At 73.0% G+C, this 24,604-nt stretch carries 18 protein-coding genes and 3 tRNA genes; 8 read left to right on the forward strand and 13 right to left on the reverse strand.

The window, feature by feature from the left end; genetic code table 11:
- Nucleotides 1-45: 45 nt before the first annotated feature.
- Nucleotides 46-1,773, forward strand: coding sequence for a glycoside hydrolase family 6 protein (locus tag E1266_RS16235; RefSeq protein WP_132047740.1), 1,728 nt, complete (start codon nucleotides 46-48; stop codon nucleotides 1,771-1,773).
- A gap of 257 nt (nucleotides 1,774-2,030) precedes the next feature.
- Here E1266_RS16235 and E1266_RS16240 read toward each other — a convergent pair whose 3' ends face one another.
- From E1266_RS16240 to E1266_RS16255, 4 genes are all read right to left on the reverse strand, one after another.
- Nucleotides 2,031-3,185 carry a lytic polysaccharide monooxygenase gene (locus E1266_RS16240; RefSeq protein WP_132047742.1) on the reverse strand — a complete coding sequence of 385 codons (1,155 nt, stop codon included), beginning with the start codon at nucleotides 3,183-3,185 and terminating at the stop codon, nucleotides 2,031-2,033.
- A 137-nt stretch (nucleotides 3,186-3,322) separates the two neighbouring features.
- On the reverse strand, nucleotides 3,323-4,153 hold the full coding sequence (locus E1266_RS16245; protein WP_132047744.1) for a carbohydrate ABC transporter permease: 831 nt from the start codon (nucleotides 4,151-4,153) through the stop codon (nucleotides 3,323-3,325).
- Nucleotides 4,150-5,142 carry a sugar ABC transporter permease gene (locus E1266_RS16250; RefSeq protein WP_132047746.1) on the reverse strand — a complete coding sequence of 331 codons (993 nt, stop codon included), beginning with the start codon at nucleotides 5,140-5,142 and terminating at the stop codon, nucleotides 4,150-4,152. The genes E1266_RS16245 and E1266_RS16250 overlap by 4 nt, the downstream gene beginning before the upstream one ends.
- Complete coding sequence (locus tag E1266_RS16255) at nucleotides 5,139-6,437, reverse strand: extracellular solute-binding protein (RefSeq protein WP_132047748.1); 1,299 nt, start codon at nucleotides 6,435-6,437, stop codon at nucleotides 5,139-5,141. The genes E1266_RS16250 and E1266_RS16255 overlap by 4 nt, the downstream gene beginning before the upstream one ends.
- Before the next feature lie 274 nt (nucleotides 6,438-6,711).
- Between E1266_RS16255 and E1266_RS16260 the strand changes: the two genes are divergently transcribed.
- The 3 genes from E1266_RS16260 to E1266_RS16270 are packed head-to-tail and all read left to right on the forward strand — an operon-like array spanning nucleotide 6,712 to nucleotide 11,623.
- On the forward strand, nucleotides 6,712-7,740 hold the full coding sequence (locus E1266_RS16260) for a LacI family DNA-binding transcriptional regulator (protein ID WP_131986898.1): 1,029 nt from the start codon (nucleotides 6,712-6,714) through the stop codon (nucleotides 7,738-7,740).
- Nucleotides 7,737-10,067, forward strand: coding sequence for a glycoside hydrolase family 3 N-terminal domain-containing protein (locus E1266_RS16265; protein ID WP_132047750.1), 2,331 nt, complete (start codon nucleotides 7,737-7,739; stop codon nucleotides 10,065-10,067). The genes E1266_RS16260 and E1266_RS16265 overlap by 4 nt, the downstream gene beginning before the upstream one ends.
- The gene (locus tag E1266_RS16270; protein ID WP_132047752.1) at nucleotides 10,064-11,623 is read left to right on the forward strand and encodes a glycoside hydrolase family 43 protein; all 1,560 of its coding nucleotides are present in this window, start codon (nucleotides 10,064-10,066) and stop codon (nucleotides 11,621-11,623) included. Before E1266_RS16265 ends, E1266_RS16270 begins: the two co-directional genes overlap by 4 nt.
- On the opposite strand, the gene E1266_RS16275 is transcribed toward E1266_RS16270, so the two are convergent.
- Nucleotides 11,620-12,855: an ROK family transcriptional regulator gene (locus E1266_RS16275; RefSeq protein ID WP_132047754.1), complete on the reverse strand. Its 1,236-nt coding sequence runs from the start codon at nucleotides 12,853-12,855 to the stop codon at nucleotides 11,620-11,622. The genes E1266_RS16270 and E1266_RS16275 overlap by 4 nt on opposite strands.
- 89 nt (nucleotides 12,856-12,944) lie before the next feature.
- Here E1266_RS16275 and xylB point away from each other — a divergent pair, with 89 nt between their 5' ends.
- The 3 genes from xylB (at nucleotide 12,945) to E1266_RS16290 (ending at nucleotide 16,261) form a co-directional block, all read left to right on the forward strand.
- Nucleotides 12,945-14,327, forward strand: coding sequence for a xylulokinase (gene xylB / locus E1266_RS16280; RefSeq protein WP_132047756.1), 1,383 nt, complete (start codon nucleotides 12,945-12,947; stop codon nucleotides 14,325-14,327).
- An 11-nt stretch (nucleotides 14,328-14,338) separates the two neighbouring features.
- Complete coding sequence (gene xylA, locus E1266_RS16285) at nucleotides 14,339-15,499, forward strand: xylose isomerase (protein WP_132047758.1); 1,161 nt, start codon at nucleotides 14,339-14,341, stop codon at nucleotides 15,497-15,499.
- A 261-nt stretch (nucleotides 15,500-15,760) separates the two neighbouring features.
- Nucleotides 15,761-16,261, forward strand: a complete 501-nt coding sequence (locus tag E1266_RS16290; RefSeq protein ID WP_132047760.1) for a DUF664 domain-containing protein — start codon at nucleotides 15,761-15,763, stop codon at nucleotides 16,259-16,261.
- Between the two features lie 4 nt (nucleotides 16,262-16,265).
- On the opposite strand, the gene E1266_RS16295 is transcribed toward E1266_RS16290, so the two are convergent.
- From E1266_RS16295 to E1266_RS16315, 5 genes are all read right to left on the reverse strand, one after another.
- Nucleotides 16,266-17,624 (reverse strand): glycosyltransferase family 4 protein, encoded by a 1,359-nt coding sequence (locus E1266_RS16295; protein WP_132047762.1) that lies wholly within the window; start codon nucleotides 17,622-17,624, stop codon nucleotides 16,266-16,268.
- Nucleotides 17,625-17,686: 62 nt separating this feature from the next.
- Nucleotides 17,687-18,925: an Ig-like domain-containing protein gene (locus E1266_RS16300; RefSeq protein ID WP_243718470.1), complete on the reverse strand. Its 1,239-nt coding sequence runs from the start codon at nucleotides 18,923-18,925 to the stop codon at nucleotides 17,687-17,689.
- 136 nt (nucleotides 18,926-19,061) lie between these two features.
- Nucleotides 19,062-20,240, reverse strand: a complete 1,179-nt coding sequence (locus E1266_RS16305) for an Ig-like domain-containing protein (protein WP_243718472.1) — start codon at nucleotides 20,238-20,240, stop codon at nucleotides 19,062-19,064.
- Between the two features lie 139 nt (nucleotides 20,241-20,379).
- Complete coding sequence (locus E1266_RS16310; protein WP_243718474.1) at nucleotides 20,380-21,279, reverse strand: VC0807 family protein; 900 nt, start codon at nucleotides 21,277-21,279, stop codon at nucleotides 20,380-20,382.
- Nucleotides 21,280-21,568: 289 nt separating this feature from the next.
- The gene (locus E1266_RS16315) at nucleotides 21,569-22,495 is read right to left on the reverse strand and encodes a LysR family transcriptional regulator (RefSeq protein ID WP_132047764.1); all 927 of its coding nucleotides are present in this window, start codon (nucleotides 22,493-22,495) and stop codon (nucleotides 21,569-21,571) included.
- A gap of 171 nt (nucleotides 22,496-22,666) precedes the next feature.
- On the opposite strand from E1266_RS16315, the gene E1266_RS16320 reads away from it, so the two are divergent.
- Nucleotides 22,667-24,004 (forward strand): pyridoxal phosphate-dependent aminotransferase, encoded by a 1,338-nt coding sequence (locus E1266_RS16320; RefSeq protein WP_132047766.1) that lies wholly within the window; start codon nucleotides 22,667-22,669, stop codon nucleotides 24,002-24,004.
- A gap of 20 nt (nucleotides 24,005-24,024) precedes the next feature.
- Here E1266_RS16320 and E1266_RS16325 read toward each other — a convergent pair.
- From E1266_RS16325 to E1266_RS38025, 3 genes are all read right to left on the reverse strand, one after another.
- Nucleotides 24,025-24,109: transfer RNA gene (locus tag E1266_RS16325), tRNA-Ser, on the reverse strand.
- 53 nt (nucleotides 24,110-24,162) lie between these two features.
- Nucleotides 24,163-24,233 (reverse strand) — tRNA-Ala (locus tag E1266_RS16330).
- A 15-nt stretch (nucleotides 24,234-24,248) separates the two neighbouring features.
- Nucleotides 24,249-24,320: transfer RNA gene (locus E1266_RS38025), tRNA-Trp, on the reverse strand.
- Nucleotides 24,321-24,604 lie beyond the last annotated feature (284 nt).

Genomic DNA, 24,604 nt, shown 5'->3' on the forward strand with positions numbered 1-24,604 from the left:
ACCCCCACTGGCACGACGCCCACCCCCACCAGAGGAGGAAACCGGATGAAACACCCCCCAGCGCGCAGGAGCCGCGGCGCCCGCCGCGGCCTCGCGGCCGCATCGGCCGCACTCCTGCTCGCCTCAGGCACGGTCGCGCTGGCCCAGACCCAGGCCAGCGCGGCCGCCGGGTGCAGAGTCGACTACACCACCAACGACTGGGGCAGCGGCTTCACCGCCAACGTCGCGGTCACCAACCTCGGCGACCCGATCACCGGCGGCTGGACGCTGGAGTGGGACTTCCCCGGGAACCAGCGGGTGACGTCCGGCTGGAACGGGACGTTCTCGCAGTCGGGCGCGCACGTCACCGTGACGAACCCGAGCTGGAGCAGCACGCTCGGCACCGGCGCGTCCGTCACCCCCGGGTTCCAGGCGACCTACTCCGGCAGTAACGCGGCTCCCGCCCGGTTCACGCTGAACGGGACCGTCTGCGACGGGACGACGGGCCCGACCGACCCGCCGACGACGGATCCGCCCACCGATCCGCCGGGTGACCGCGTCGACAATCCGTACGCCGACGCGGACGTGTACGTGAACCCCGAGTGGTCGGCCAACGCCGCCTCCGAACCGGGCGGCTCCGCCGTCGCCGACGAGCCGACCGGCGTCTGGATGGACCGCATCGCGGCGATCGGGGGCGCCAACGGCCGGATGGGCCTGCGCGACCACCTGGACGAGGCGCTCGACCAGGGCGCCGACACGATCCAGGTCGTGGTCTACAACCTGCCCGGACGCGACTGCGCCGCGCTCGCGTCCAACGGCGAGCTCGGCCCGGACGAGATCGACAAGTACAAGGCGGAGTTCATCGACCCGATCGCGGAGATCCTCGGCGACGACGCGTACGCGGACCTGCGGATCGTCACGGTCGTGGAGATCGACTCGCTGCCGAACCTGGTCACCAACGTGGGCACCGGGGACGTCGCCACCGAGAACTGCAACGAGATGCTGGAGAACGGCAACTACCAGAAGGGCATCGCCTACGCGCTGCAGAAGCTCGGCGCCATCCCGAACGTCTACAACTACATCGACATCGGCCACCACGGCTGGCTCGGCTGGGACGACAACTTCTCCTCCTCCGCCGACCTGCTCACCGAGGTCGCCCAGCAGTCCGGCTCCCTGGGCAACGTGGCCGGGTTCATCACCAACACGGCCAACTACGGGGCGCTGAAGGAGCCCCACTTCACCATCAACGACTCCGTGAACGGCACGTCCGTCCGGGAGTCCTCGTGGGTCGACTGGAACCGCTACGTGGACGAGCTGTCGTACGCGCAGGCGTACCGCCAGGAGCTCATCGGCAACGGCTTCGACCAGGGCATCGGCATGCTCATCGACACCAGCCGCAACGGCTGGGGCGGCTCCGAGCGCCCGGCGGGCCCCGGCCCGACGACGGACGTGGACGCCTACGTCGACGGCGGCCGGACCGACCGGCGCATCCACCTCGGCAACTGGTGCAACCAGTCCGGGGCGGGCCTCGGCGAGCGGCCGACCGCGAACCCCGAGCCGGGCATCGACGCCTACGTGTGGATCAAGCCGCCCGGCGAGTCGGACGGGGCGAGCGAGGAGATCCCGAACGAGGAGGGCAAGGGCTTCGACGAGATGTGCGACCCCGCCTACGGGGGCAACCCGCGCAACGGCAACAACCCGAGCGGCGCCCTGCCGGACGCGCCGATCTCCGGGCACTGGTTCTCCGCGCAGTTCCGTGAGCTGCTCGCGAACGCCTACCCGCCCGTGCAGTAGCAGGTAGCCGGCCACCCAGGGAAACGGCCCCGTGATCCGCTCCGGTCACGGGGCCTCCCCCTGTCCGGGCCGGGATCGGCCGCGCGTTACGCCTCGCGGCCCCGGGAAAGGGAGCGGCCCGCGGCATCCCCTGTCGGATGCCGCGGGCCACATTCTCTTGTCTTCGGGAGCCTCCGTATTCGAGGGCCAATGTCTTCGGGAGCCCGGTCCTTGAGCAGTTCCCTTTCAGCGGTGCCGGTAAAACAGCGGCCGGCGGATCAGGTGGTCATGCAGTGCGGGTCGAGGCCGGCCGCCGCGCCGGACGTGTTCACCGTGAACCCGAACGTGGTGGACTGGCCGACCCCCAGCGCGCCGTTCCAGTCGGCGTTGGTGACGGTGAGGTCGGACCCGGACTGGGTGTAGGCGCCGTTCCAGAGGCTTCCGATCGTCTGCCCGCTGGGGAGGGTGATGTGGGCCATCCAGCCGTTGATCGGGAGCGTGCCGGTGTTGGTGACCGTGACCTCGCCCTGGTAGCCGCCGCCCCAGCTGTTGACGGAGCGGAAGGCCGCCGTGCAGACCATGCCCGGGGTGTCCGGCGGATCGGTGGGCGGGTCCGTGGGCGGGTCGGTGGGGTCGCCGTTGCCGGGGCCGACCCCGGTGACCTCGCCGTTGCCGCCGTCGAAGACGACGTCGGAGCAGCTGTAGAAGGTCTCCCGGCTGTCGGAGCGCTCCCACACCGTGTAGATGATGTGGCGGCCGCTCTTGCCGGACGGGAGCCGCGCGTTCCAGTGATAGTAGGCGCTCTCGTTGCCGGGCGACCCGACGCTGGGCGGGTCGGTGGCGCTGTAGAAGGGCTGCGCTTCGAGGTCGCTCCAGGCGAGCGGCCGCGTCGGGCTCCAGGAGTCCTTCGTGATGTAGGTACGGAACGTTCCCGGGTGCGCGGCCCACTTGTTGTACCGGAACTCGATGTCCGCGCCGGCCGTGAGGTGCGTGACGGGCCAGTCGTCGCGGGCCAGGTCGTAGCCGCTGAAGTCGTACACGACCGCGCCGCCGCTGCAGAGCTCCCCGTCGGGGATGAAGCCCTCGGTGCGGCCCTCGCCGTCCGAGCGCAGCACCGCGAACCAGTTGTACAGCGAGCTGGTGCCGCTCTGCGCGACGGCCGCGGCGCAGGCGGGGTTGTTCGGGATGATCTGCCCGTTCTGGGTCAGGCCGTCCTTCCAGCACAGGTAGGTGCGGCTGCCGGGCACCATCGGCGCGCCGTGCGCGGCCGCCTGCGGCGCGGTCAGCAGCGACCCGGCCACGATCGCCGGGCCGAGGACGGCGCCGGCCAGCAGGGCCTTGTTCTTCCTGGCGGCCCGCTTGCCGGCGGCCCGCCTCCGGAGGGCCGGTCTTCGCGAGGTCGCTCTGCGGGGGGTTCGTGTCCGGGTCGACATCGTCCTCCGTTCACGGGGGGTCGGAGAGATAGGTCCACCCGGACGCTAACCCCGGCCGGTGAGGCCGGTGAACAGCCCTTTCACCCTTTCACCGCCGTGTTTCCGCACATCCGCGCGTGCCCGGGGCGGCCCGGTGCTCAGCCCTTGGTGGCGCCCGCGGTGAGACCTCCGATCAGCTGGCGCTCGGCCACGGCGTAGAACAGCAGGGCGGGGATCATCGCCAGCACGATGTAGGCCATGACCATGGCGTAGTCCGTCGAGTACTGCCCCTGGAACTGCTGGATGCCGACGGGGATCGTGTGCCACTTCTCGTCGGCCAGCACCAGCAGCGGCAGGAAGAAGTTGTTCCAGCTCGTCACGATGGCGAGGACGGACACGGTGCCGATGGCGGGCCGCGCCATCGGCAGCAGGATGCGCCAGAAGAAGCCGAACCTGCTGCAGCCGTCCATGATCGCCGCCTCCTCCAGCTCGGCCGGGATCGTCCGGAAGAAGGAGCGGAGGATGATGATCGTGATGGGCAGCGCGAACGCGGCCTGCGGCAGGATCACGCCGAGGGGGTTGTTCAGCAGCCCGAACTGGCGCAGCAGGACGAACAGCGGCAGCACCGCCACCGCGGGCGGGAACATCAGCCCCGCCGCGAACGCCGTGAAGAAGACCTCGCGGCCGCGGAAGGCGTAGCGGGCGAACGCGAACGCCGCCAGCGCCGACACCGCGACCGTGATCGCCGTGGTGAGGACGGCGATCATGACGCTGTTGCCGATCTGCTGCCAGAAGGCGCCGGACGACAGGACGGCGCCGTAGTTGGAGAACATCCACTCGTCCGGCAGCCCGATCGGGTTGGTGGTGAGGGCGCCCGTGGTCTTGAGGCCGGCCAGCACCGCGTACAGCAGCGGGACGACGATGAAGGAGCCGAGCACCCAGACCAGCGTGTGCCGGGAGATGCTCCGCGCGATCGCCTGGCGGGTCATCGGCGGCCTCCCGCGGAGGTGACCGCGCCCTGCAGGTCGCGGCTGAGCGCGTAGCGCTGGTACAGCAGGGAGAAGACCATGCTGATCACGAACATGGCCACGCTGATCGCGCTGGCGTAGCCCATCTGGTACCGCTTGAACCCGAACTCGTACATGGTGACGGCCATCGTCTCCGTTGCATGCGTCGGCCCGCCCGTCGTGGTGACCCACACGAGGTCGAACAGCTGGATCGTGCCGATGACGGACAGGAACACGCTGATCCGCAGGGTCGGTGCCAGCAGCGGCAGCGTCACGCTGCGGAACCGCCGCCAGGCCCCCGCCCCGTCGATGGACGCGGCCTCCAGGACCTCCTTCGGGATGCCCTGCAGCCCGGCGAGGTAGATCATCATGTGGAAGCCGAAGTACTTCCACGTCATGACGGCGATCAGCGTGGGCAGCGCGGTGTCGGGGTCGGAGAACCACTTGCCGGCGAGGCCGCCGAGCAGCGGCAGGTCCTCGACGAGGGTGTCGGCGAGCCCGTTGCCCGGCAGGAAGATGATGCCGAACAGGACGCCCGCGATCACCTCGGACAGGATGAAGGGCGCGAAGAAGATCGCCCGGTAGACCGCCCGGCCGCGCATCCGCTGGTTCAGCAGCACCGCGGTCGCGAGGGCCAGCGGGAGCTGGAAGGCCAGGGTGAGCAGGACCAGCACGAAGCCGCGCCACAGGTCGCCGCGGAATACCTCGTCGCCGGCCAGGCCCCGGAAGTTGTCGAGGCCCACGAAGTCGTCGGGGAAGCCGAAGCCGCCCCACTTGAAGAAGCTGGTGAAGAAGGCGACGAGGATCGGCGTCAGGACGAAGCAGAGGAACAGCAGCAGCGCGGGGACGAGGAACCAGGTGCTCGCCAGCCAGCCGCGCAGCCGGGTGCCCGCGGACGCCTTGGGGCCCCGCTCGCGCGGGGCCCGTGCAGCGTGCCGCGGCCGGTCATCGGTCGTGGCGGACAGGGTCATTGGCTCTTGGCCACCTTGGTGACCGACTGCGTGACCTCCTGGGCCGACTTCTTGCCCGCGATGAGCGAGGCGACGCTGTCATTGACCTCCTGGCCGACGGCGGGCGGGAACGCCTGGTCCAGGTAGAGCTGGAAGCCGGCCGAGGTGTTCAGCGCCTCGGCGACCATCTTGCGGTTCGGGTCCTCCAGCGCGCTCTCGGCGCCCTTGACGACCGGCATGGACGCGCCCGAGGTCACCTGCTCGCGCTCGTTCGCCTCGTTCATGAAGAAGGTGAGGAAGTCCAGGGCCTCCTTCGGCGCGTCCTTGCTGACCGCGAAGCCGTTGCCGCCGCCGAACACGTCGGTCACGGCGCCCGGCCCGCCCTCGACGGTCGGGAACGGGAACCAGCCGAGGTCGTCGCCCAGCTCGTTGCCGGACGCGTCCACCTGGACGGCGGGCGCCCACTGGCCCATCAGCTCCATGGCCGCCTTGCCGGCGCCCATGGTCGCGGCCTGCCCGCCGGGCGTGTCGTAGCCGGCGTTCTGGAACCCCTGCTGGAAGGGCTGCAGGTCGGACAGCTCCTTCAGCTTCTCACCGGCCTGGACGAACGGGGCGCCGCTGAAGTCGTTGCTCTGGGCGGCCTGCTCCATCGCCTGCATGCCGCCGATGCGCATCGCCAGGTAGGACCAGTAGTAGTGGCCGGGCCACTTGTCCTTGCCGCCGAGCGCGATGGGCGTGACGCCGGCGTCCTTGAGCTTGCGGACGGCGTCCAGGAACTCGGCCCAGGTCTTCGGCGGCCCGTCGATCCCGGCCTTCTCGAAGTGCTTCTTGTTGTACCAGAAGCCGACCATCCCCATGTCGTAGGGGACGGCGTAGGTCTTGCCGTCGAACTGGTACGGCTTCTTGGAGACGTCGGTCATGGTCCCGAGGACCTTGGACCCGTCGGAGGTGATGTCCTTGACCAGCCCGGCGTCGATCTGCTGCTTCAGGACGCCGCCGCCCCAGGTCACGTAGATGTCGGGCAGGTCGCCGGAGGCGACGAGCGCGGTCATCTTCGACTTGAACGCCTCGTTCTCCAGGTTCGTGGTCTTGACGGTGACGTTCGGGTTCTGCGCCTCGAACGCCTTGACGATCTTCGGGTACAGGCTCTGCGACGGCTCCGTCGTCGCGATGTTCATCCATTCGATCGTGACCTTGCCGCCCGACCCGGAGTCGTCCCCGCCGCAGGCGGCCAGCATGGGCGCGGCCGTGATCAGCACGGCTCCCGCGGAGACTGCGGTGAGGAAGGAACGGCGCGGTAGGTGAGGGATGCCCATGGTGGTCTCCTGGATCGGGGGTGGAGGCCGGTGGCCTGGACGTGCCGACCGGATCGATCTCGGCTCGAAATATTTCGAAAGTCTTCGGGGCTCCGTTGACGTGGAACTCTAAGAACGCGACCCCCTACGGTCAACCCCTCAGCGGTGGTTGACCGCAATTAGGTGCGGAAGAGTTATCGATACTGGGGGCTAGGAGTCTGCGAAACATTGCGATACTGTTCGCAATCGTTTCCTCGGCAAGGAGAAGAGCGTGCCCGTGCGCACCACCGACGAGATGCCGGACCGGCCGTCCCGGCCGACGCTGGCGCTCATCGCCGCCGAGGCGGGCGTCTCCCCCGCCACGGTGTCCAAGGTCCTCAACGGCCGGACCGATGTCGCCGCCGCGACCCGCGAGCGGGTCGAGGCGCTGCTGCGCACCCACAACTACCCCGGGCCCGGCGGCGCCCGGCGCGCCCGCCGGTCCGGCCTGATCGACCTCGTCCTCGCCGGGCTGGACAGCCCCTGGGCGGTGGAGATCCTGCGCGGCGTGGAGGCCGAGTGCGCCGAGCACGGCACCGGCGTCGTCGTCTCGCTGGTGCGGGAGGACGACGCGCGCCCGCCCAGCTGGGCGAACCTGCCCGCACTGCACCACAGCGACGGCGTCATCCTGGTGACGTCCCGCATGACCCGCCGCCAGCGCGACCAGCTGGCGCGGGCCGGTGTGGGGCTCGTCCTCGTCGACCCGGTGAACATCCCGGACAACGACATCGCCAGCGTCGGCGCCACCAACTGGGCCGGCGGGATGTCCGCCACCGAGCACCTGATCGAGCTGGGCCACCGCCGCATCGGCATGATCGGCGGCCCGGAGGACATGCTCTGCACCCAGGCCCGGGTGGACGGCTACCGGACGGCGCTGGAGCGCGCCGGTATCGCCGTCGACAAGGACCTCGTCCGCTACGGCGACTTCCACCACCGGGGCGGGTTCGCCCGCACGCGCGAGCTGCTGGAGCTCCCGGAACCGCCGACGGCGGTCTTCGCCGGCAGCGACGAGCAGGCGATGGGCGCCTACCAGGCGGCCCGGCTCGCCGGCCTGCGCATCCCCGAGGACCTGAGCGTCGTCGGCTTCGACGACCTGCCGACCTGCGAGTGGCTGTCGCCGCCGCTGACGACCGTCCGGCAGCCGCTGGAGGAGATGGGCCGCGTCGCGGCCCGCACCCTGCTCCAGCTGCTCGACGGGCGGCCGCCCCTGACCCCCCGCGTGGAGCTGGCCACCGATCTGCGTGTCCGCGCCTCCACCGCACCACCACCCTCGGAGGAGCGATGACCGAAGCCGTCCCGGCCGCGAGCGCGAGCGCCACCCGTGAGCCCTGGCGCGACCGCGGGCTGCCGGTCGCCGAGCGGGTCGCCGACCTGCTGGACCGGATGACGCCGGAGGAGAAGGCGGGCCAGCTCGCCGGGTACTGGGCGATGCCCGCCGAGCCCGGCGCGCCCGTGGCCCCGATGGAGGACGACTCCCACGAGCTCGCCCCGACGCTGGACGAGGTCATCGACCGCGGCCTCGGCCAGCTCACCCGGGTGTACGGGACCGTGCCCGTCCCGGCCGCCGAGTCCGCCGCCCGGCTCCGCGAGCTGCAGCACCGCGTCGCCGCCGCGAACCGGTTCGGCATCCCGGCGATCGCGCACGAGGAGTGCCTCAACGGCTTCATGACCTGGGGCGCCACCGTGTTCCCCAGCCCGCCGGCCTGGGGCGCGACGTTCGACGCCGGCCTCGTCGGCGAGATGGCCGCGGCGATCGGCGCGAGCATGCGGGCGGCCGGCGTCCACCAGGGCCTCGCCCCGGTGCTCGACGTCGTCCGCGACCCGCGCTGGGGCCGGACGGAGGAGTGCATCGGGGAGGACCCGTACCTCGTGAGCGTCCTCGGCACGGCCTACGTCCAGGGCTTGGAACGATCCGGCATCGTCTCGACGCTCAAGCACTTCGCCGGCTACTCCGCCTCCCGCGCCGGCCGGAACATGGCGCCCACCCCGATCGGGCCGCGCGAGTTCGCCGACGTCATCGTCGAGCCGTTCGTGATGGCGCTGCGCGACGGCGGCGCCCGCTCGGTCATGCACTCCTACACCGACGTGGACGGGATGCCCGCCGCGGCCGACGAGCGGCTGCTGACCGGGCTGCTGCGCGACCAGCTGGGCCTGACGGGCATCGTCGTCGCCGACTACTTCGGCATCTCGTTCCTGCAGAGCCGGCACCGCGTCGCCGCCTCCCGCGGCGACGCCGCGGCGCTCGCCCTGCGGGCCGGGATCGACATGGAGCTGCCGACCGTGCGCTGCTACGGCACGCCGCTGATCGAGCAGGTCCGGCAGGGCGCCGTGCCCGAGGAGCTGCTGGACCGCGCCGCCGCGCGCGTCCTCACGCTCAAGGCCGAGCTGGGCCTGCTGGACGGGCCGCCGGCCGACGGGGACGGCGCGGCGCTGGACCTCGACCCGCCCGAGCACCGGGCGCTGGCGCGGCGGCTGGCCGAGGAGTCGGTCGTGCTGCTGGCCAACGACGGCGGCGCGCTGCCGCTGCGCTCCGGTTCCGGGGTCGTGCTGGCGGGGCCGCTCGCCGAGGACCCGTTCGCGATGATGGGCTGCTACACGTTCCCGAGCCACGTCGGGCGGCAGCATCCGGAGCTGCCGCTGGGCGTGGAGATCCCGACGCTGGCCGAGGCGCTGCGGGACGAGCTGCCCGGCGTGCGGGTGGCGGGGTCCGAGGACGTCCTCGTCGCCGACGACGCCGACATCGACGCGGCCGTGGCGGCGGCGCGCGATGCCGAGCTGTGCGTGCTGGCGCTCGGCGACCGCGCCGGGCTGTTCGGCCGCGGCACGTCCGGGGAGGGCTGCGACGCCGAGACCCTGGCGCTGCCGGGCCGGCAGGCCGAGCTGGCCGCCGCGGTGCTCGGCACCGGCACGCCCACGGTCGTCGTGCTGCTCACCGGCCGCCCCTACGCGCTGGGGGACATCGCCGACCGGGCCGCGGCCGTCGTGCAGGCGTTCCTGCCGGGCGAGGAGGGCGGCCGGGCGGTCGCCGGGGTCCTCGCGGGACGGGTCGAGCCGTCCGGGCGGATGCCGATCAGCGTGCCCCGCAGCCCGACCGGCCCGCCCGTCACCTACCTGCGCTCGAAGATGGACGGCTCGCACGACTGGAGCGAGGTCGACCCGGCGCCGCTGTTCCCGTTCGGCCACGGCCTGACCTGGACGCGGTTCGAGTACGGCGGCCTGCGGGTCGGCGGCCCGGCCGGCACGGACGGGTCGGTCAAGGTCAGCGCCGTCGTCCGCAACACGGGAGACCGCCCGGGGACCGAGGTCGTGCAGCTGTACCTGTCCGACCCGGTCGCGTCGGTGGTGCGGCCGGTGCGCTGGCTCGCCGGATGGGCCCGGGTCCGCCTGGAGCCCGGCGACGCGGCGCGGGTCGAGTTCGACGTGCACGCCGACCGGACCTCGTTCACCGGGCCCGACCTGCGGCGCATCGTCGAGCCCGGCGAGATCGGCGTCCACGTCGGCGGGTCGAGCGCCGACACGCCCCTGGAGGACTCGTTCACCCTGGAGGGCCCCGTCCGCGTCCTCGGCGCGGACCGGGTGCTGTCGGTCCCGGTGGAGGTGACGCTGCTGTGACGCCCGCCGCGCGATTCGAGAACCCGGTCCTCCCGGGCTGCCACCCCGATCCGTCGATCTGCCGGGTGGGCGACGACTTCTACCTCGTGACGTCGACGTTCGAGTGGTTCCCGGGCCTGCCGGTGTTCCACAGCCGCGACCTGGTGCATTGGCGGCAGATCGGGCACGCGCTGGACCGGCCGGACCAGCTCCCGCTGCAGGAGGTCCCCGCGTCCGGCGGGCTGTACGCGCCGACGCTGCGCCACCACGCGCCCCCGGGCGGGGAGGGGCGCTACTACCTGATCTGCACGCTGGTGGACAGCCCGGAGTGGTCGGGGCACTTCGTGCTGACCGCGTCCGACCCGGCCGGGCCGTGGTCGGACGCGCACCGGCTGGACGGCGAGGGCATCGACCCGTCCCTGTTCTTCGACGACGACGGCCGCGCCTGGTGCACCGGCACCCGGCTCACCGGGCGGTACGAGGGGCACACGGAGATCTGGCTGCGCGAGTTCGACCCGTCCGCCCTCGCCCTCACCGGCGAGGAGCACGTCATCTGGGACGGCGCGGTGAAGGACGCGATCTGGTCGGAGGGCTCCCACCTCTACAAGATCGGCGGCCGGTACTACCTGCTCACGGCGGAGGGCGGCACCGCGCTGGACCACGCCGTGATGGTCGCGCGGGCCGACGAGGTCACCGGCCCGTACAAGGGGAATCCGCGCAACCCGGTGCTGACCCACCGGAACCTCGGCGCCGGCCATCCCATCGTCGGGACCGGCCACGCCGACCTCGTCGAGACGCCGGACGGCGAGTGGTGGATGGTCCTGCTCGGGATGCGGCCGCACCACGGCGACCGGTGCGTCCTCGGCCGGGAGACGTTCCTGACCCCGGTGACCTGGGAGGAAGGCTGGCCGGTGGCCGGCGGCCGGGTGGAGCCCGACCCGCCAGTCCCCGCGCTACCGGCGCACCCGTGGCCCGCGGCGCCGCTGTGCGACCAGTTCGACGGGCCGGAGCTGGCGCCCGTCTGGAACGTGCTGCGCGCCCCGCGGGAACGCTGGTGGAGCCTGGACGAGCGTCCCGGGCACCTGCGGCTGCGCGTCCGGCCGGAGAGCCTCGCCGACGTCGCCAGCCCCTCGTTCGTCGGGCGGCGCCAGCAGCACCGCGACTTCGCCGCGTTCACCTCGCTCGACTTCGCCCCCGCCGACGAGGAGTGGGCGGGGCTCGCCCTGGTCCAGAACAACGACTTCCACGTCGTGCTCGTCTCGGCCGCCGACGGCGTCCGCCTGGTCAAGCGGGAGCAGGGGATCGAGACGGTGCTGGCCGCGGCGCCGGCCGTCTCCGGGCCGGTCCGGCTCGGGTTCGAGGCCCGCGGCCGCTGGTACCGGGCGTCCTACGCGCCCGGCGACGCGGCGGGGCCGGACGGCTGGACGCCGCTCGGCGACCCCGTGGACGGCGACATCCTGAGCAGCCAGGTCGCGGGCGGTTTCACCGGCGTCTACATCGGCCCGTACGCCACCGCGAACGGCCGCGCGAGCACCGGCCACGCGGACTTCGCCTGGTTCGAGTACCGGCCCCTCTAGCGCCCGCCGGATTCGTCCGGCGGGCGCTGGAGCAGCAGGGCGGGGCCGGCGATGACGCGTTCGATGACGAGGCCGGCGGCGCCCAGGACGGCCGCGCCCTCCGCGAGGCCGGAGACCTCGACCGGCGGCGCGCCGCGGCGCAGGGAGCCGGAGCCGCCGGCGAGGACGGCCTCGATCGGCGGGCGGATCCAGGCGGCCAGCGGGGAGAACACCCCGCCGAGCACGACGGTGTCCGGGTCGATCAGGTTGACGACGGAGGCGAGCGCCCCGCCGAGCGCGCGGCCGGCCCGGTCCACCGCGTCCCGGGCGGCCGGGTCGCCGGCGTCCAGGCGGCCGGCGAGCGTCCGCACCGGGTCGTCCGGGGCGGTTCCGGGCCCGGACACCGGCAGCCCCGCCGCGCGCAGGATCGCCTCCTGCCCGGCGACCTGCTCCAGGCAGCCCCGGCCGCCGCAGGAGCAGGGCGGGCCGGACGGGTCGGCCACCAGGTGCCCCAGCTCCCCGGCGAAGCCGTGGGCCCCGCGGAACACCCGGCCGTCCACGACGATGCCGGCGCCGATCCCGATCTCGCCCGAGACGTGCACGAAGTCGCCGAGCCCGGCGCCGCCGCCGAACCACAGCTCGCCGAGGGCGGCGAGGTTGGCCTCGTTGTCGTACTCGGTGGGCAGCGCCAGGTCGAGGCCGGGCGCGCCGGTGACGGGGACGTCGGTCCAGCCGAGGTTCGGGGCGTGCCGCACGACGCCCTCCTCCCGGTCGAGCAGGCCGGGGAGGGCGACCGCCGCGCCGGCGACGGCCAGGCCCTGCGCCGCGACGGCGGAGACGGCCTCGGCCGCGAGCGCGGACAGCGCGGCGAGGACGGCCCCGGGCTCGCGGCCGCGGTGGTCGGTGCTGAGCACGTGCCGGTAGCGCACCCGCTTGCCGAGGTCGAGCACGCAGGCGGCGAGGTAGTCGACGTTGACCTCCAGGCCGAGCCCGGCGGCGCCGTCGCCGCGGACGGACACGCCCACGCCCGGCCGCCCGCGCTCCCCCTCGTGGACGGGCGCGCCGCCGCGCACCAGCCCCGCGCCCTCCAGCAGGCCGACGAGGTTGGACACGGTCGTCTTGGTGAAGCCCGTCAGCTCAGCGAGCCGCGCCCGGGTCACGGGCTGGTGGCGGGCGATGTGCTCCAGGACGACGGCGAGGTTCCGCTCGCGCATCGTCGCGTGCCGGACGGGGGCGTTCGCGGACTTCGTCATGAATGAACCCTAATTGAAACCGGTGTATAGGCAGGATCGTGCCCCTCTGCTACCTTAATTAGTCCACGCTTTTTACGAAAGGTGCGCGGATGACCGGGAACCTGGTCGCGGGCGTCGACTCCTCGACCCAGTCGACGAAGGTCGTCCTGTGCCGCGCCGGGGACGGCGCGGTCGTCGCCGAGGCGACGGCCCCGCACCCCGACGGCACCGAATGCCATCCCGACCACTGGTGGAACGCGCTGTCGCGGGCGCGGGAGCTCCTCGAGCGGGCCGACGCGGTCGCGGTCGCCGCGCAGCAGCACGGCATGGTCGCCCTCGACGGCGCGGGCGAGGTCGTCCGGCCCGCCCTGCTGTGGAACGACACCCGCTCGGCGCCGCAGGCCCGCGCCCTCGTCGAGGAGCAGGGCGGGTCCAAGGCGTGGGCGGAGCGGACCGGCAGCGTGCCGCGCGCCTCGTTCACCGTCACCAAGCTGCGCTGGATGGCCGAGCACGAACCCGCCAACGCGCGGCGCACCGAGCGGGTGCTGCTCCCGCACGACTGGCTGACGCTGCGGCTCGGCGCCGCCGAGCCGGTCACCGACCGCGGTGACGCGTCCGGGACCGGCTACTGGTCCCCCGCGGCCGGCGGCTACGTGCCCGGCCTGCTGCGGGCCGCGCTCGGCCGGGACGCCGAGCCGCCGCGCGTCGCCGCGCCGGGCGAGCGGGTCGGCGAGACGTCGTGGGGCGCGGCGCTCGGCGCGGGCACCGGCGACAACATGGGCGCGGCGCTCGGCCTCGGGCTGCGGCCCGGCGACGTCGTGGTGTCGATCGGCACGTCCGGCACGGCCTTCGCGGTCGCGGACGAGCCCGCCGCCGACCCGTCCGGCCTGGTCGCGGGGTTCGCCGACGCCACCGGCCGGTTCCTGCCGCTGGTCGCCACGCTGAACGCCGCCCGGATCCTGACGGCCGCCGCGTCGATCACCGGGGCGGCGCTGGACGAGTTGTCCGCGCTCGCCCTCGCCGCCGCGCCGGGCGCCGGCGGCGTGACCCTGCTGCCCTACCTCGACGGCGAGCGGACCCCGGACCGGCCGGACGCGACCGGCGTGCTCGCGGGGCTCACCACGGCCAACGCGACGCGGGAGAACGTGGCGCGCGCCGCGGTGGAGGCGCTGCTGTGCTCGCTCGCCGACGCCGTGGACCACCTCGCCGCGCAGGGCGTCCGCCCCCGGCGCACCCTGCTGATCGGCGGGGGCGCCCGCTCGCGGGCCGTCCGGACCCTCGCTCCGGCGATCTTCGGGACGCCGGTGGTCGTCCCCGAGCCCGCCGAGTACGTCGCGCTCGGCGCCGCCCGCCAGGCGGCCTGGGCGCTCGCCGGGACGCCGGAGCCGCCCGCCTGGCCGGCGCCGCCGGCGACCGAGCACACCAGCGAGCACACCGGGCAGGAGGTACGCGAGCGCTACGCGGCGCTGCGCGATTCCGCCCCGCAGATCTGAGGAGGTCTCCCATGAGCGACTACACGCCCACGCCCGAGGACAGGTTCTCGTTCGGCATCTGGACGGTCGGCTGGCAGGGCGTCGACGTGTTCGGCCCCGGCACCCGCCCGCCGATGCCCGCCGACCGCGCCGTCCGCAAGCTGGCCGAGATCGGCGCCTACGGCGTGAACTTCCACGACAACGACGTGTTCGACTTCGACGCCGCGCCCGCCGAGCGGCAGGGCGCGATCGACGCGTTCCGCAAGGCCCTGGACGAGACCGGCCTCGTCGTGACCACCGCCACCACGAACCTGTTCGGCCACCCCGTCTTCAAGGACGGCGCGTTCACCGCCAACGACCGCGACGTCCGCCGGTTCGCGCTGCGCAAGGTCATGGACAACCTGGACCTGGCCGCCGAGCTCGGCGCGAAGACCTACGTCTGCTGGGGCGGGCGCGAGGGCGCGGAGAGCGGCGCCGCCAAGGACGTCCGTACCGCGCTGGACCGCTACAAGGAGGCGTTCGACGTCCTCGGCGCCTACGTCGCCGACCAGGGCTACGACCTGCGGTTCGCGATCGAGCCGAAGCCGAACGAGCCGCGCGGCGACATCCTGCTGCCCACCGTCGGGCACGCGCTGGCCTTCATCGAGACGCTGGAGCGCTCCGAGCTCGTCGGCCTGAACCCCGAGGTCGGGCACGAGGAGATGGCGGGGCTCAACTACGCGCACGGCCTCGCGCAGGCGCTGTGGCAGGGCAAGCTGTTCCACATCGACCTGAACGGGCAGCACGGCCCCCGCTACGACCAGGACCTCCGGTTCGGCGCGGGCAACACCCGCGGCGCGTTCTGGGTCGTCGACCTGATCGACCAGAGCGACTACGACGGGCCCGTCCACTTCGACTTCAAGCCGCCCCGCACCGAGGACGACCAGGGCGTGTGGGACTCGGCCGCGGCGTGCATGCGCAACTGGCTGATCCTGCGCGAGAAGGTGCGCGCGTTCCGCGCCGACCCCGACGTCCAGGCCGCGCTGCGCGAGGCCAAGGTGGCGGAGCTGGCGCGGCCGACCCTCGCCGACGGCGAGGACTGGCGGTCCGTGCGGGACGCCACCGTCGACGCCGAGGCCCTCGGCGGCCGCCGCACCGCGTTCGAGCACCTCGACCAGCTCGCCCTCGAACACCTTTACGGCGTCCGCTCCTAGGCCGTTCCCAGTCCCACCCCACGGAAGCCCGTCCCCACCTCCCAGGGACGGGCTTCCGCCTTCACCGGCCTCCACCGGCGCGTCACGGTGCCGCGACGGCCTCGGCGGGCGGCGCGGATGGCCAGGTACAGGCCGGCGGCACCCGCCTCGCCCGACGCGGCGGCCGACGAGACCGCCTCCGGCCCGAATCTCTGGGCCGCTGCGCCGATGACGGTGAGCACCGAGCGGAATGAGGGGGCACGTCCGGGGTAGCGTCTGCCAATGACCAGCGCGCAACTGCTCACCGACGCGTTCGGCCGGATCCGGGAGACGGTCCACGAGGCGGCCGGCGGGCTCACCGCCGACCAGCTCGCCCACCGCGTCGGCGGCCGGGCCAACTCGATCGGCTGGCTCGTCTGGCACCTCACCCGCGTCCAGGACGACCACGTCGCCGACGCCGCCGGCACCCCGCAGGTGTGGACGGGCGACGGCTGGGCCGACCGGTTCGGCCTGCCCTTCGACCCGTCCGACACCGGGTACGGGCACACCTCCGCCGAGGTCGCGGCCGTCCGGGTCGAGTCGGCGGACCTGCTGACCGGCTACCACGACGCCGTCCACGAGCGGACCGCCGAGTACGTCGGCTCGCTGGCCGACGGCGACCTCGAGCGGATCGTGGACCGCGCGTGGGACCCGCCCGTCACGCTGGGCGTCCGGCTGGTCAGCGTGATCTCCGACGACCTGCAGCACGCGGGGCAGGCGGCGTTCGTCCGCGGCCTCCTCTAGCGGGTCACCCGCCGCCCGAGACGCTCAGATCGGGATCGTCGTACATCTCTCCAGGAGGCGGGGCCGCGCCCCTGCCCGCGGCCGGGCGCAGCCCGGAGATCAGGCGGGACCACCGCGCGCCGATGTGCTCCAAGTCGTACGCCCGCGCCGAGCGGACCGCCTCCTCGCCGAGCCGGTCGCGGAGGGCGGGGTCCTCGATCAGCTCGCGGAGCGCGGCGGTGAGCGCGGCCACGTCCCCGGTGGGGACGAGCAGGCCGTCGCGGCCGTGCTCGATCAGCTCGGGCGGGCCGAACGGGCAGTCGAACGACACGACCGGCAGGCCCATGCCCATGGCCTCGATGATGACCATCGGCATCCCCTCGCGGCGCGACGACAGCGCGTAGACCGACGCGCGCTCCATCTCGCCGTGCAGGTCGCGGGTGAGGCCGCACAGCTCGACCCGCCCGGTGAGGCCGAGCTCGGCGATCAGTGCGCGGAGCCGGTCGCGGCGCGCCCCCGACCCGAAGATGCGCAGCCGCCAGTCGGGATGCTCGGCGGCGATCGGCGCGTAAGCGCGGATGAGCAGGTCGAAGCCCTTGTTCAGCACGAGCCGCCCGGCCGCCAGCACGACCTTGTGCTCGCGCGTGGACGTCCGGTCCGGCAGGGCCGGCGCGGCGTTGGGGATCTTGACGATGCGGACGCCGGATCCGGCGAGGGCCGCCTCGTACCCCGCGCGGGCCGGCTCGGTGAGGACGCTCAGCACGGTGAGCCGCGGGTAGGCGCGGACGACCTGCCGCCGCAGGGAGGGCTGGTAGGCCTCCAGGCTCATGTGGTCCTGCCCGATCGTCGCCGTGCCGGCCGGTGCGAGCTCGGCCGCCACCAGCACGAGGGACGGCCGGGTCGCGATGAGCACGTCGGCGGGCGAGCGGTGGATCGCCCGCAGCAGGCACACGTCCGACCACAGGCTCATGAGCCGGAAGGACGCCTCCTCGGCCGGGACCAGCAGGCTCGGGAGCCGCGCCAGGAGGCGGGCAGTCCTGCCCTTGGGGGCGAACCGGTCGTCGGCGTAGGTGAGCGCGGCGTCCGGGGGGATCGCGAAGAACGGCCTCCTGCTCCGCCTGATGACGCTGACGATCTCGACGTCGTGGTCGCGGGTCAGGTGTCCGCACAGGTTCAGGACGGTGCGGATCGTGCCGCCGGTCCCGTGCGCGTTCTGCAGGAGCACGCGGACCCGCAGCCGCTCCCCCGGCGGCGGCACGCGCCGCCGCCGCAGCGGGCGCAGCGCGGACAGCGCCGCCCGGCGCAGCGCGCGGTGCGCCCCGCGCCGGAGGCGGCGCCGCAGTCTCGGTCTCCTGGGCTTGGGCCGGCCCTTCGGGTCGTCCACCGGGTCCCCCTATCGAAGGCGGAGGTGTGGTGCCCCCTTCCCGCCGACGGGCCCGGTCAACATCATCCCGTGGTCACGGTACGGTCGAGGGCGCTTCCCTTGACCCACCTGCTCCAGGACATCTCGTAGTAGCTCCAGCCGTTGAACGGGTCGAGGCTGCGCTTGCTGCCGGTGATGTCCACGGGGTCGCCGCGGTACGACCACTTGTAGAACCAGCGGGCGTCCTTGGGCGGCGAGTTGATGCAGCCGTGGCTCACGTTCTGGCGGCCCTGCGCCCACACGGTCGACGCCATCTCGTGGACGTACTCACCGCTGCTGGAGATCCGCACGGCCCAGGGGATGACCTCCTTGTAGCCGCCGTTCTCCTTGTCCTCCGGGTCGACGCCCATCCACTCCGACGTCATGACCGCCGGGTTCTCCTTGCCCATGGTCAGGTGGATGCCGCTGGCGGTGAGGTAGGTGTCGACGCCGTTGACGACGCGCCCGCCCTTGCCCGCGCTGATGGGCCAGGTCCGGACCGTCTTGCCGTTCAGCTTGGCGACGGCCTTCTTCTTCTTGGTGCTGATGGTGGTGATGTGCGAGTCGCCGATGCGGAAGGCACGGCCGAAGTCGGACGTCCCGTAGGTCTTCTTGCCCGCCTTGACCCCGGCCAGCCGGGCCCGGAGCGCCACCTTCTGGTTGGGCTTCCAGTACTCGCCGTTCTTGGTGCGGAAGATCACCGTGGTGTCGTTCTGCCAGTGCCACGCCCCCGTGGCGGGCTTGGTGGACCTGACGTCCAGGACCTTCTCCACGGCCTTCTTGTCCTCCACCGCCCGGTTGAAGACGACGATGATCGGCATGCCGACGCCGACCGTCTCGTTCTTGGCCGGCGTGACGTCGAGGACCGAGAGCTCCTGGGGCGCCTTGTGCGTGGCGAAGCGGGCGTTGACCGTCGTCGACTTGCCCTCGGGGCTCGTCGCGACCGCGGTCACCTGGTACTTGGCGCCGGGCCGGAGCGTGCGCGACTTCCAGGTGGTCTTGTCGTCGGCCATCCGGCCGTCGACCGGCTTGCCCTTGAGGGTCACGGTGACCTTGTCGAGGGTGCCGCCCGCGGCGGTGACCGTTACGCCTTTGTCCGGACGCGCCTTGACGTTCCCGTCGCCCGGGTCGATCGTCACCTGGGGCGCCTGCGCGTCGGCCTTCTCCCCGACGGTGACGCCGCCGCTGCCCTTGTCCCCCCCGCTGCAGGCCGTCGTGAGGAGTAGCACGGCCGCCGCCAGCGCCGTGCCCGCCCGAACTCCTGCGGATAGCCTCCGCTGCACCTCTACCTCCAGTAACCCCGCCGTCTCCAGGGAGACATTAGCGACAAAAGTCGACGATCATGCCAGGAGCCGAGGGTTTTGGCGGCCGCCGAGATCAAAGCGTTGTACGCGCGCGCCGGACGGTGCCGCATCCGCATCAGCGCAGCGCACTGCCCTCGCGCCACTTGCCGAACGACATCTGCCAGAAGCCCCAGCCGTTGTCCCATTCGACCTGCCGGTCGGTGCCGGTCAACTCGATGACGTCGCCGCGCTGCATGATGTCGTAGTACCAGCGCGCGTTGGCGGGGCTGAGGTTGAGGCAGCCGTGGCTGACGTTCGCCGAGCCCTGCGAGCCGACCGACCAGGGCGCCGAGTGCGTAAACTCTCCGCTGTTGGAGAAGCGGACCGCGTGGTCGACGACCGTCTTGTAGTAACCCGGGTCGCCGGGCTTGCGGCCGGGCGCCGTCATCGTCACCGGGTTGCCCTTCTCCATCAGGAGGTGGACGCCGCTGGTGGTGGTGTACTCGCGCGTCTGGCCGTTCCCGGCGCTGAACGGGACGGTCCGCAGCTTCTTGCCGTCCCGCGTGACCGTCATGTGGTGCTTGCGGATGTCGCCCTTGGTGATCTGGGCGGCGCCGATGGTCAGGGTCGCCTGCGCGTCCTCGGCGCCGTAGGCGCCGCCGCCCGCGTTGACGCCGGCGAGCCGCGCGTGGAAGCGGACCGTCTGGTGCGGCTCCCAGTACGTCTTCGTCCGGTAGATCGCCTTGTCCTGGCCGACCCACCGCCACGCGCCCTCGACCGGCTTCTCGGGGGTGACGCGCAGCGCCCGCTCCACGGCCGCCCGGTCGGTGACCGGCCCGTCGAACGTGACGATGATCGGCATGCCGACGCCGACCTTCTCCCCCTTGACGTTGGGGGTCACGTCGGCGATCTTCAGCGTCCGCTCCGCCTTGAGCGTGGTGAACGAGCTGGTCGCGGTGCGGGTCTCGCCGCCGTCCCGGGCCTGCGCCGTGACGGTGTAGGCGGTTCCGGGCGTCATGGTCCGGTCGGAGCGCCAGAACCTGCGGCCGTCGCCGAACTTTCCGGTGACGGTGGCGCCCTCCCCCTTGACGGTCACGTTCTGCAGCTTGCCGCCCCCGGCCTTCACCTCGATCGTGCCGTCCGGCCTGACCTGCGCGGTCCCGTTGGCCGGGGTGATCGTGACGGGCTCGCTGGACCCGCCCGACGCGAGCTTCCCCACACCCCCGACCGAGCAGCCGGCCAGGGAACCGGCCGTGAGCATCGCCACCGCGGCCGTGCCGCCGGTCAGCGCCAGCCTGAAACGGCCGCCAGTCACCACAGACTCCCCCAAAACCAAAGATCTCACCCTGTGTCGGGCTATCTAGTAATGGAGACGCCGCGTGCGGGCCGGAAGTTCGGCAAGCCGGGCGGTTATCCGCCGCTCGGACCCGTTTCGTCGCAGGCCGAGGGGCCGCTCAGGCGGCGGCGGCGTCCTCGGCGGGCTCGCGGTTGACGTGGCGCACCACGCGCTTGAAGCCCCACACCGAGGCGGCGATCCCGGCCGCGCCGAGCCCTGCGACGACCCCGGTCCGGATCCACAGGTACATGCTGATCGACTGGCTGAACAGCATCCACAGGCTGACGCCCACGTTGGCCATCAGCACCGCCGACCACAGCAGCGAGATGCGCAGGAAGAAGCGGCGGACCCTGTCGTGCTTGTAGAAGGCGTCCGGGATCGGCGCCATGTCCTTGGCGAGCTTCATGGCCAGCGGCTTGCCGAGGGGCACCGAGGCGAGGAAGGCCATGCTCACGCAGAGCGTCCCCAGCGTCGGCTGCAGAAAGTACACGACCGCGCTGCCCGTCGCGGCCGACAGCCCCGCGCGGACGGTCACCCCGACCGCGGCCAGCAGCAGCATCCCCGAGACCGGGTGCCCGCGCACGTAGCGGTAGACGATGCCGCCGTACACCCACGCGACGGCGGCGACGAGCGCCCCGGTCAGCCCGAGGAGCATGAGCGCCACGTAGAACACCACCACCGGGGCGATGACGCCCTCGACGAAGCGCGGGAGCGCGTGCATGAGCAGCGCGGGGATCCGCGGCAGTTCGAAGACGTGGTGTCCGCCGCCGTGGCCGTCCTCCGGCTTCGGCGCGCGCGTCAGGCCCGCCGGGCGGTCCGCGGGCCGGTCGTCGACGGTGGAACCGTCGACGGTGGCGTCCTCAACGGTGGATCCTTCAACGGTGAAGGTCTCGAAGGCGGACGCTTCAGCGGTGGAGCCGTCCACCGCGGAGGGGACTGTCCCGTACCCGTCCGCCTGGAGGGTGGGGGTTCCCGCCGCCCCGGAGGCCGGGGCGGGCATGATCGCCGGTCGATCCATCGAGCGTTGTGCTCCCCGATCGGTGTACTTGAACTCGGATTTGCTCACGATTGCGCCCCACGGTACGTGATGGTCCGCACCCGTCCGTCCGTTTTCGGATGATTCGGGCCGGGCGGCCGTCCTCCGGTCGGTTCGGCTCCGCCTCTCTGTTAGTTCGGCTGCGCCGCTGGATTGGTTCGGTTCGCGTCCGGTTCGATCCGGCTTTCGTTTCCCGAGGTGAGGCCAGGAAACCGCCCGAAACGGACATGGCGCGGCCAAGCCTGCGGCTCCCGCCGCGGGGCCCGCCCGCTCAGCCCTCGGGACGGGCGGGCTGGGCGTCGCGGGCGGCGGCGTAGATGGCCCGGAGCGTGACCGCGACCGACGGCCTGCGGACGCTCGCGGCTCTCGTGACGGCGTAGACCTCCCGGGCCAGCGTGCACTCGGGGATGCGCCGCACCGCGACGCCCCGGTCCCCGGCGGCGAGGGCCAGCGCCGGGACCACGGTGATGCCGATCCCCCGCGCGACCAGGCTCAGGATGGTGTGCAGGCCCTCGAACTCCCACGGCACCGGCCTGGCCCCGCCGACGGTGTCCAGGAGCCGCTCGGCGGCCTGCCGGGACGGCTCGCCGGGCGGCGCCGCCATCCAGGGCTCCTCCCGGAGCTGCTGCAGGTCCACGGGCCGCGCGGGGTCCGACATGGGGTGCGTGGACGGGACGACGAGCACCAGCGGGTCCCTGCGCAGGTGGAAGAACTCCAGGGCGGCGGGCGACTGGTCGGGGACCTTGCCCGTCCAGTCGTCGATGAGGGCGATGTCGACCTCGCCGTTCTGGACCTGCCGGATGCCGTCGCCGGGCCGGGTCTGCCGCAGGACGAACGTCAGCCCGGGATGCTCGCCGAGGCTCCGCGCCAGCGCGGGCGCGAAGGCGACGGCGGCCGTGGGGAACGCGGTGACGACGACGCGCCCCATGGGGGTGTCGGAGTGCGCCGACAGCTCCGCCTCCGCCGTCTCCACGAGCCCGAGAATCTCCTCGGCGCGCTCGGCCAGCCGGCGGCCGGCATCGGTCAGCTCCGCGCTGCGGGCGGTGCGGTCCAGCAGCGGGACGCGGGCCTCCCGCTCCAGCGCCGACAGCTGCTGGGAGACCGCCGACGGGGTGTAGCCGAGGGCGGCGGCCGTCGCGGCGATGCTGCCGCGGCGGGCGAACTCGGTGAGCAGCCGGAGGCGGCGAAGTTCGAGCATCAGTCCACCTTATGGTCACCATCGATGAGAGTCGCTTGTGATGATGCTTTATGCGGGCAAGTATGAATTCGAGCCCGGCCGGGTCGCACAGGGGGATTGCGCGGTCACCCACCGCGACGTCGCCCGCCCTTTCCCTGAATGCCTTCATACGCCATGCCCTGGAGCGTTTCGATGCCTGCCCAGAGAGTGTCCGCACCCGTCCGGCCGCTGCCGTTCAGCCCGCGCCCCGTCCCGCTGTCGGCGACGCTCGCGGTCAACGAGGCGATCGCCCGGATGCGCAGGGAGGGCCGGCGCGTCCTCCCCCTCGGCTTCGGAGAGGCCGGGATACCGATACATCCCGCCCTGGCCCGCGAGCTCGGCGCGGCCGCGGGCCGGGGCGGCTACGGCCCGGTCGCCGGGTCCGCCGCGCTGCGCGCCGCCGCCGCCGGGTACTGGACGCGGCGCGGGCTGCCCACCGACCCGGCCACGGTCGTCGCCGGCCCCGGCAGCAAGCCGCTGCTGTACGCGCTGCTCACCGCGCTCGGCGGGGACGTCGTCGTCCCTGCGCCGAGCTGGGTGACCTACGCCGCGCAGACGGCGCTGGTGGGCGCCGAGCCGATCCGGGTCGCCACCCCGCCCGGCGAGGGCGGCGTGCCGAGCCCGGCGCTGCTGGCCGACGCCGTGGTGCGGGCCCGCGCCCGCGGGCGGGACGTGCGCGCCGTGGTGGTGACGCTGCCCGACAACCCGACCGGGACGATCGCCTCCGAGGAGACCGTGCGGCGGCTGTGCTCGGTCGCGCGCCGGCACGACCTCGTGGTGATCTCCGACGAGATCTACCGCGACCTGGTGCACGCGCCGGACCGGACGGTGCCGAGCCCCGCCCGGCACGCGCCGGAGCGGACCGTCGTGACGACCGCGCTGAGCAAGAGCCTGGCCGCGGGCGGCTGGCGGCTCGGCGTCGCGCGGCTGCCGGACGGGCCGTTCGGCCGGGCGCTGCGCGACAGCCTGCTGGGGGTGGCGAGCGAGATCTGGTCCAGCGCCCCGGCCCCGATGCAGCACGCCGCCGCGTACGCGTTCGCCGAGCCGCCCGAGCTCGTCGAGCACATCGACCGCAGCCGGCGGCTGCACGCCGCGGTCACCGGGGCGGTCGCCCGCCGGTTCGCCGCCGCGGGGGCCCGCGTCGCCCGCCCGGAGGCCGCCTTCTACCTCTACCCCGACTTCGGGCCGCTCCGGGACGGGCTGCGGGAGCGGCACGGCGTCCGGACGGCCGGCGACCTGACGCACCTGCTGCTCGAACGGCACGGGGTCGGCGTCCTGCCCGGCAGCTCGTTCGGGGACGCGCCGGCGGCGCTGCGGATGCGGGTCGCGCCGAGCCTGCTCTACGGGGAGGACGACGAGCAGCGCCTCGCGGCCCTGGCTTCCGCGAACCCGGCGTCGCTGCCCTGGATCGCGGACGCCCTGGACCATCTGAGCGGCGTCCTCGCCGGCCTGACCGAATCGGTCACCGTCAGCGAGCCGGCGCCGGTCTGACCGCGGCGGCGGGATCCCCGCGGAGGGTAAGGGAGTCGAACCCCTTCGAGTGTCACCTCGACGTCAGTTTTCGAAACTGCTGCCTTACCGTTCGGCCAACCCTCCCGGCGAAAGGCGGGGCCGTCCGGCGACCGGACGGCCCCGCCCCGTGAAACGCGTGGACCAGCAGGGAGTCGAACCCTGATCGCTTCCTTGCAAGGGAAGCGTGCTTCCGTTACACCACAGGCCCATCGTCCGTGCTCGGCAGGGGCGGTAGGAGTCGAACCCACTTTCCGCCGGTTTTGGAGACCGGCCGCCTAACCGGTGGCTCGCCCCTTCGTGCTTTCGCCTCCGTTCGACGTGATCAATGGTGCGCCGCGTTCCCGGCGGCGCACAAAGTATTTTCTCCGTACCGGCTCGGATGCGCACCGTCATCGGTGTCCGGGAGCGGCCGCGCAATCGATCCAGCCCCGGCCCGACCGGCACGTATAAGCGTGGTGTAAGGTCCAACGACGCACGAGGCGAACGTCACGAATCCACCCCGGCAGGTCAGAACGCGCCCTGCCGGTCTGGCCCGTGATAAACCCTAGATCAGCACGAAGTCACGCAAGTGATGAAAGA

Source organism: Actinomadura sp. 7K534 (assembly GCF_004348575.1).
GTDB lineage: Bacteria > Actinomycetota > Actinomycetes > Streptosporangiales > Streptosporangiaceae > Spirillospora > Spirillospora livida.

Coding starts and splice junctions, on each gene's coding strand:
- E1266_RS16235 (WP_132047740.1), top strand. CDS start 46: ATGAAACACCCCCCAGCGCGCAGGAGCCGCGGCGCCCGCCGCGGCCTC.
- E1266_RS16240 (WP_132047742.1), bottom strand. CDS start 3,185: ATGTCGACCCGGACACGAACCCCCCGCAGAGCGACCTCGCGAAGACCG.
- E1266_RS16245 (WP_132047744.1), bottom strand. CDS start 4,153: ATGACCCGCCAGGCGATCGCGCGGAGCATCTCCCGGCACACGCTGGTC.
- E1266_RS16250 (WP_132047746.1), bottom strand. CDS start 5,142: ATGACCCTGTCCGCCACGACCGATGACCGGCCGCGGCACGCTGCACGG.
- E1266_RS16255 (WP_132047748.1), bottom strand. CDS start 6,437: ATGGGCATCCCTCACCTACCGCGCCGTTCCTTCCTCACCGCAGTCTCC.
- E1266_RS16260 (WP_131986898.1), top strand. CDS start 6,712: ATGCCGGACCGGCCGTCCCGGCCGACGCTGGCGCTCATCGCCGCCGAG.
- E1266_RS16265 (WP_132047750.1), top strand. CDS start 7,737: ATGACCGAAGCCGTCCCGGCCGCGAGCGCGAGCGCCACCCGTGAGCCC.
- E1266_RS16275 (WP_132047754.1), bottom strand. CDS start 12,855: ATGACGAAGTCCGCGAACGCCCCCGTCCGGCACGCGACGATGCGCGAG.
- xylB (WP_132047756.1), top strand. CDS start 12,945: ATGACCGGGAACCTGGTCGCGGGCGTCGACTCCTCGACCCAGTCGACG.
- xylA (WP_132047758.1), top strand. CDS start 14,339: ATGAGCGACTACACGCCCACGCCCGAGGACAGGTTCTCGTTCGGCATC.
- E1266_RS16290 (WP_132047760.1), top strand. CDS start 15,761: ATGACCAGCGCGCAACTGCTCACCGACGCGTTCGGCCGGATCCGGGAG.
- E1266_RS16310 (WP_243718474.1), bottom strand. CDS start 21,279: ATGGATCGACCGGCGATCATGCCCGCCCCGGCCTCCGGGGCGGCGGGA.
- E1266_RS16315 (WP_132047764.1), bottom strand. CDS start 22,495: ATGCTCGAACTTCGCCGCCTCCGGCTGCTCACCGAGTTCGCCCGCCGC.
- E1266_RS16320 (WP_132047766.1), top strand. CDS start 22,667: ATGCCTGCCCAGAGAGTGTCCGCACCCGTCCGGCCGCTGCCGTTCAGC.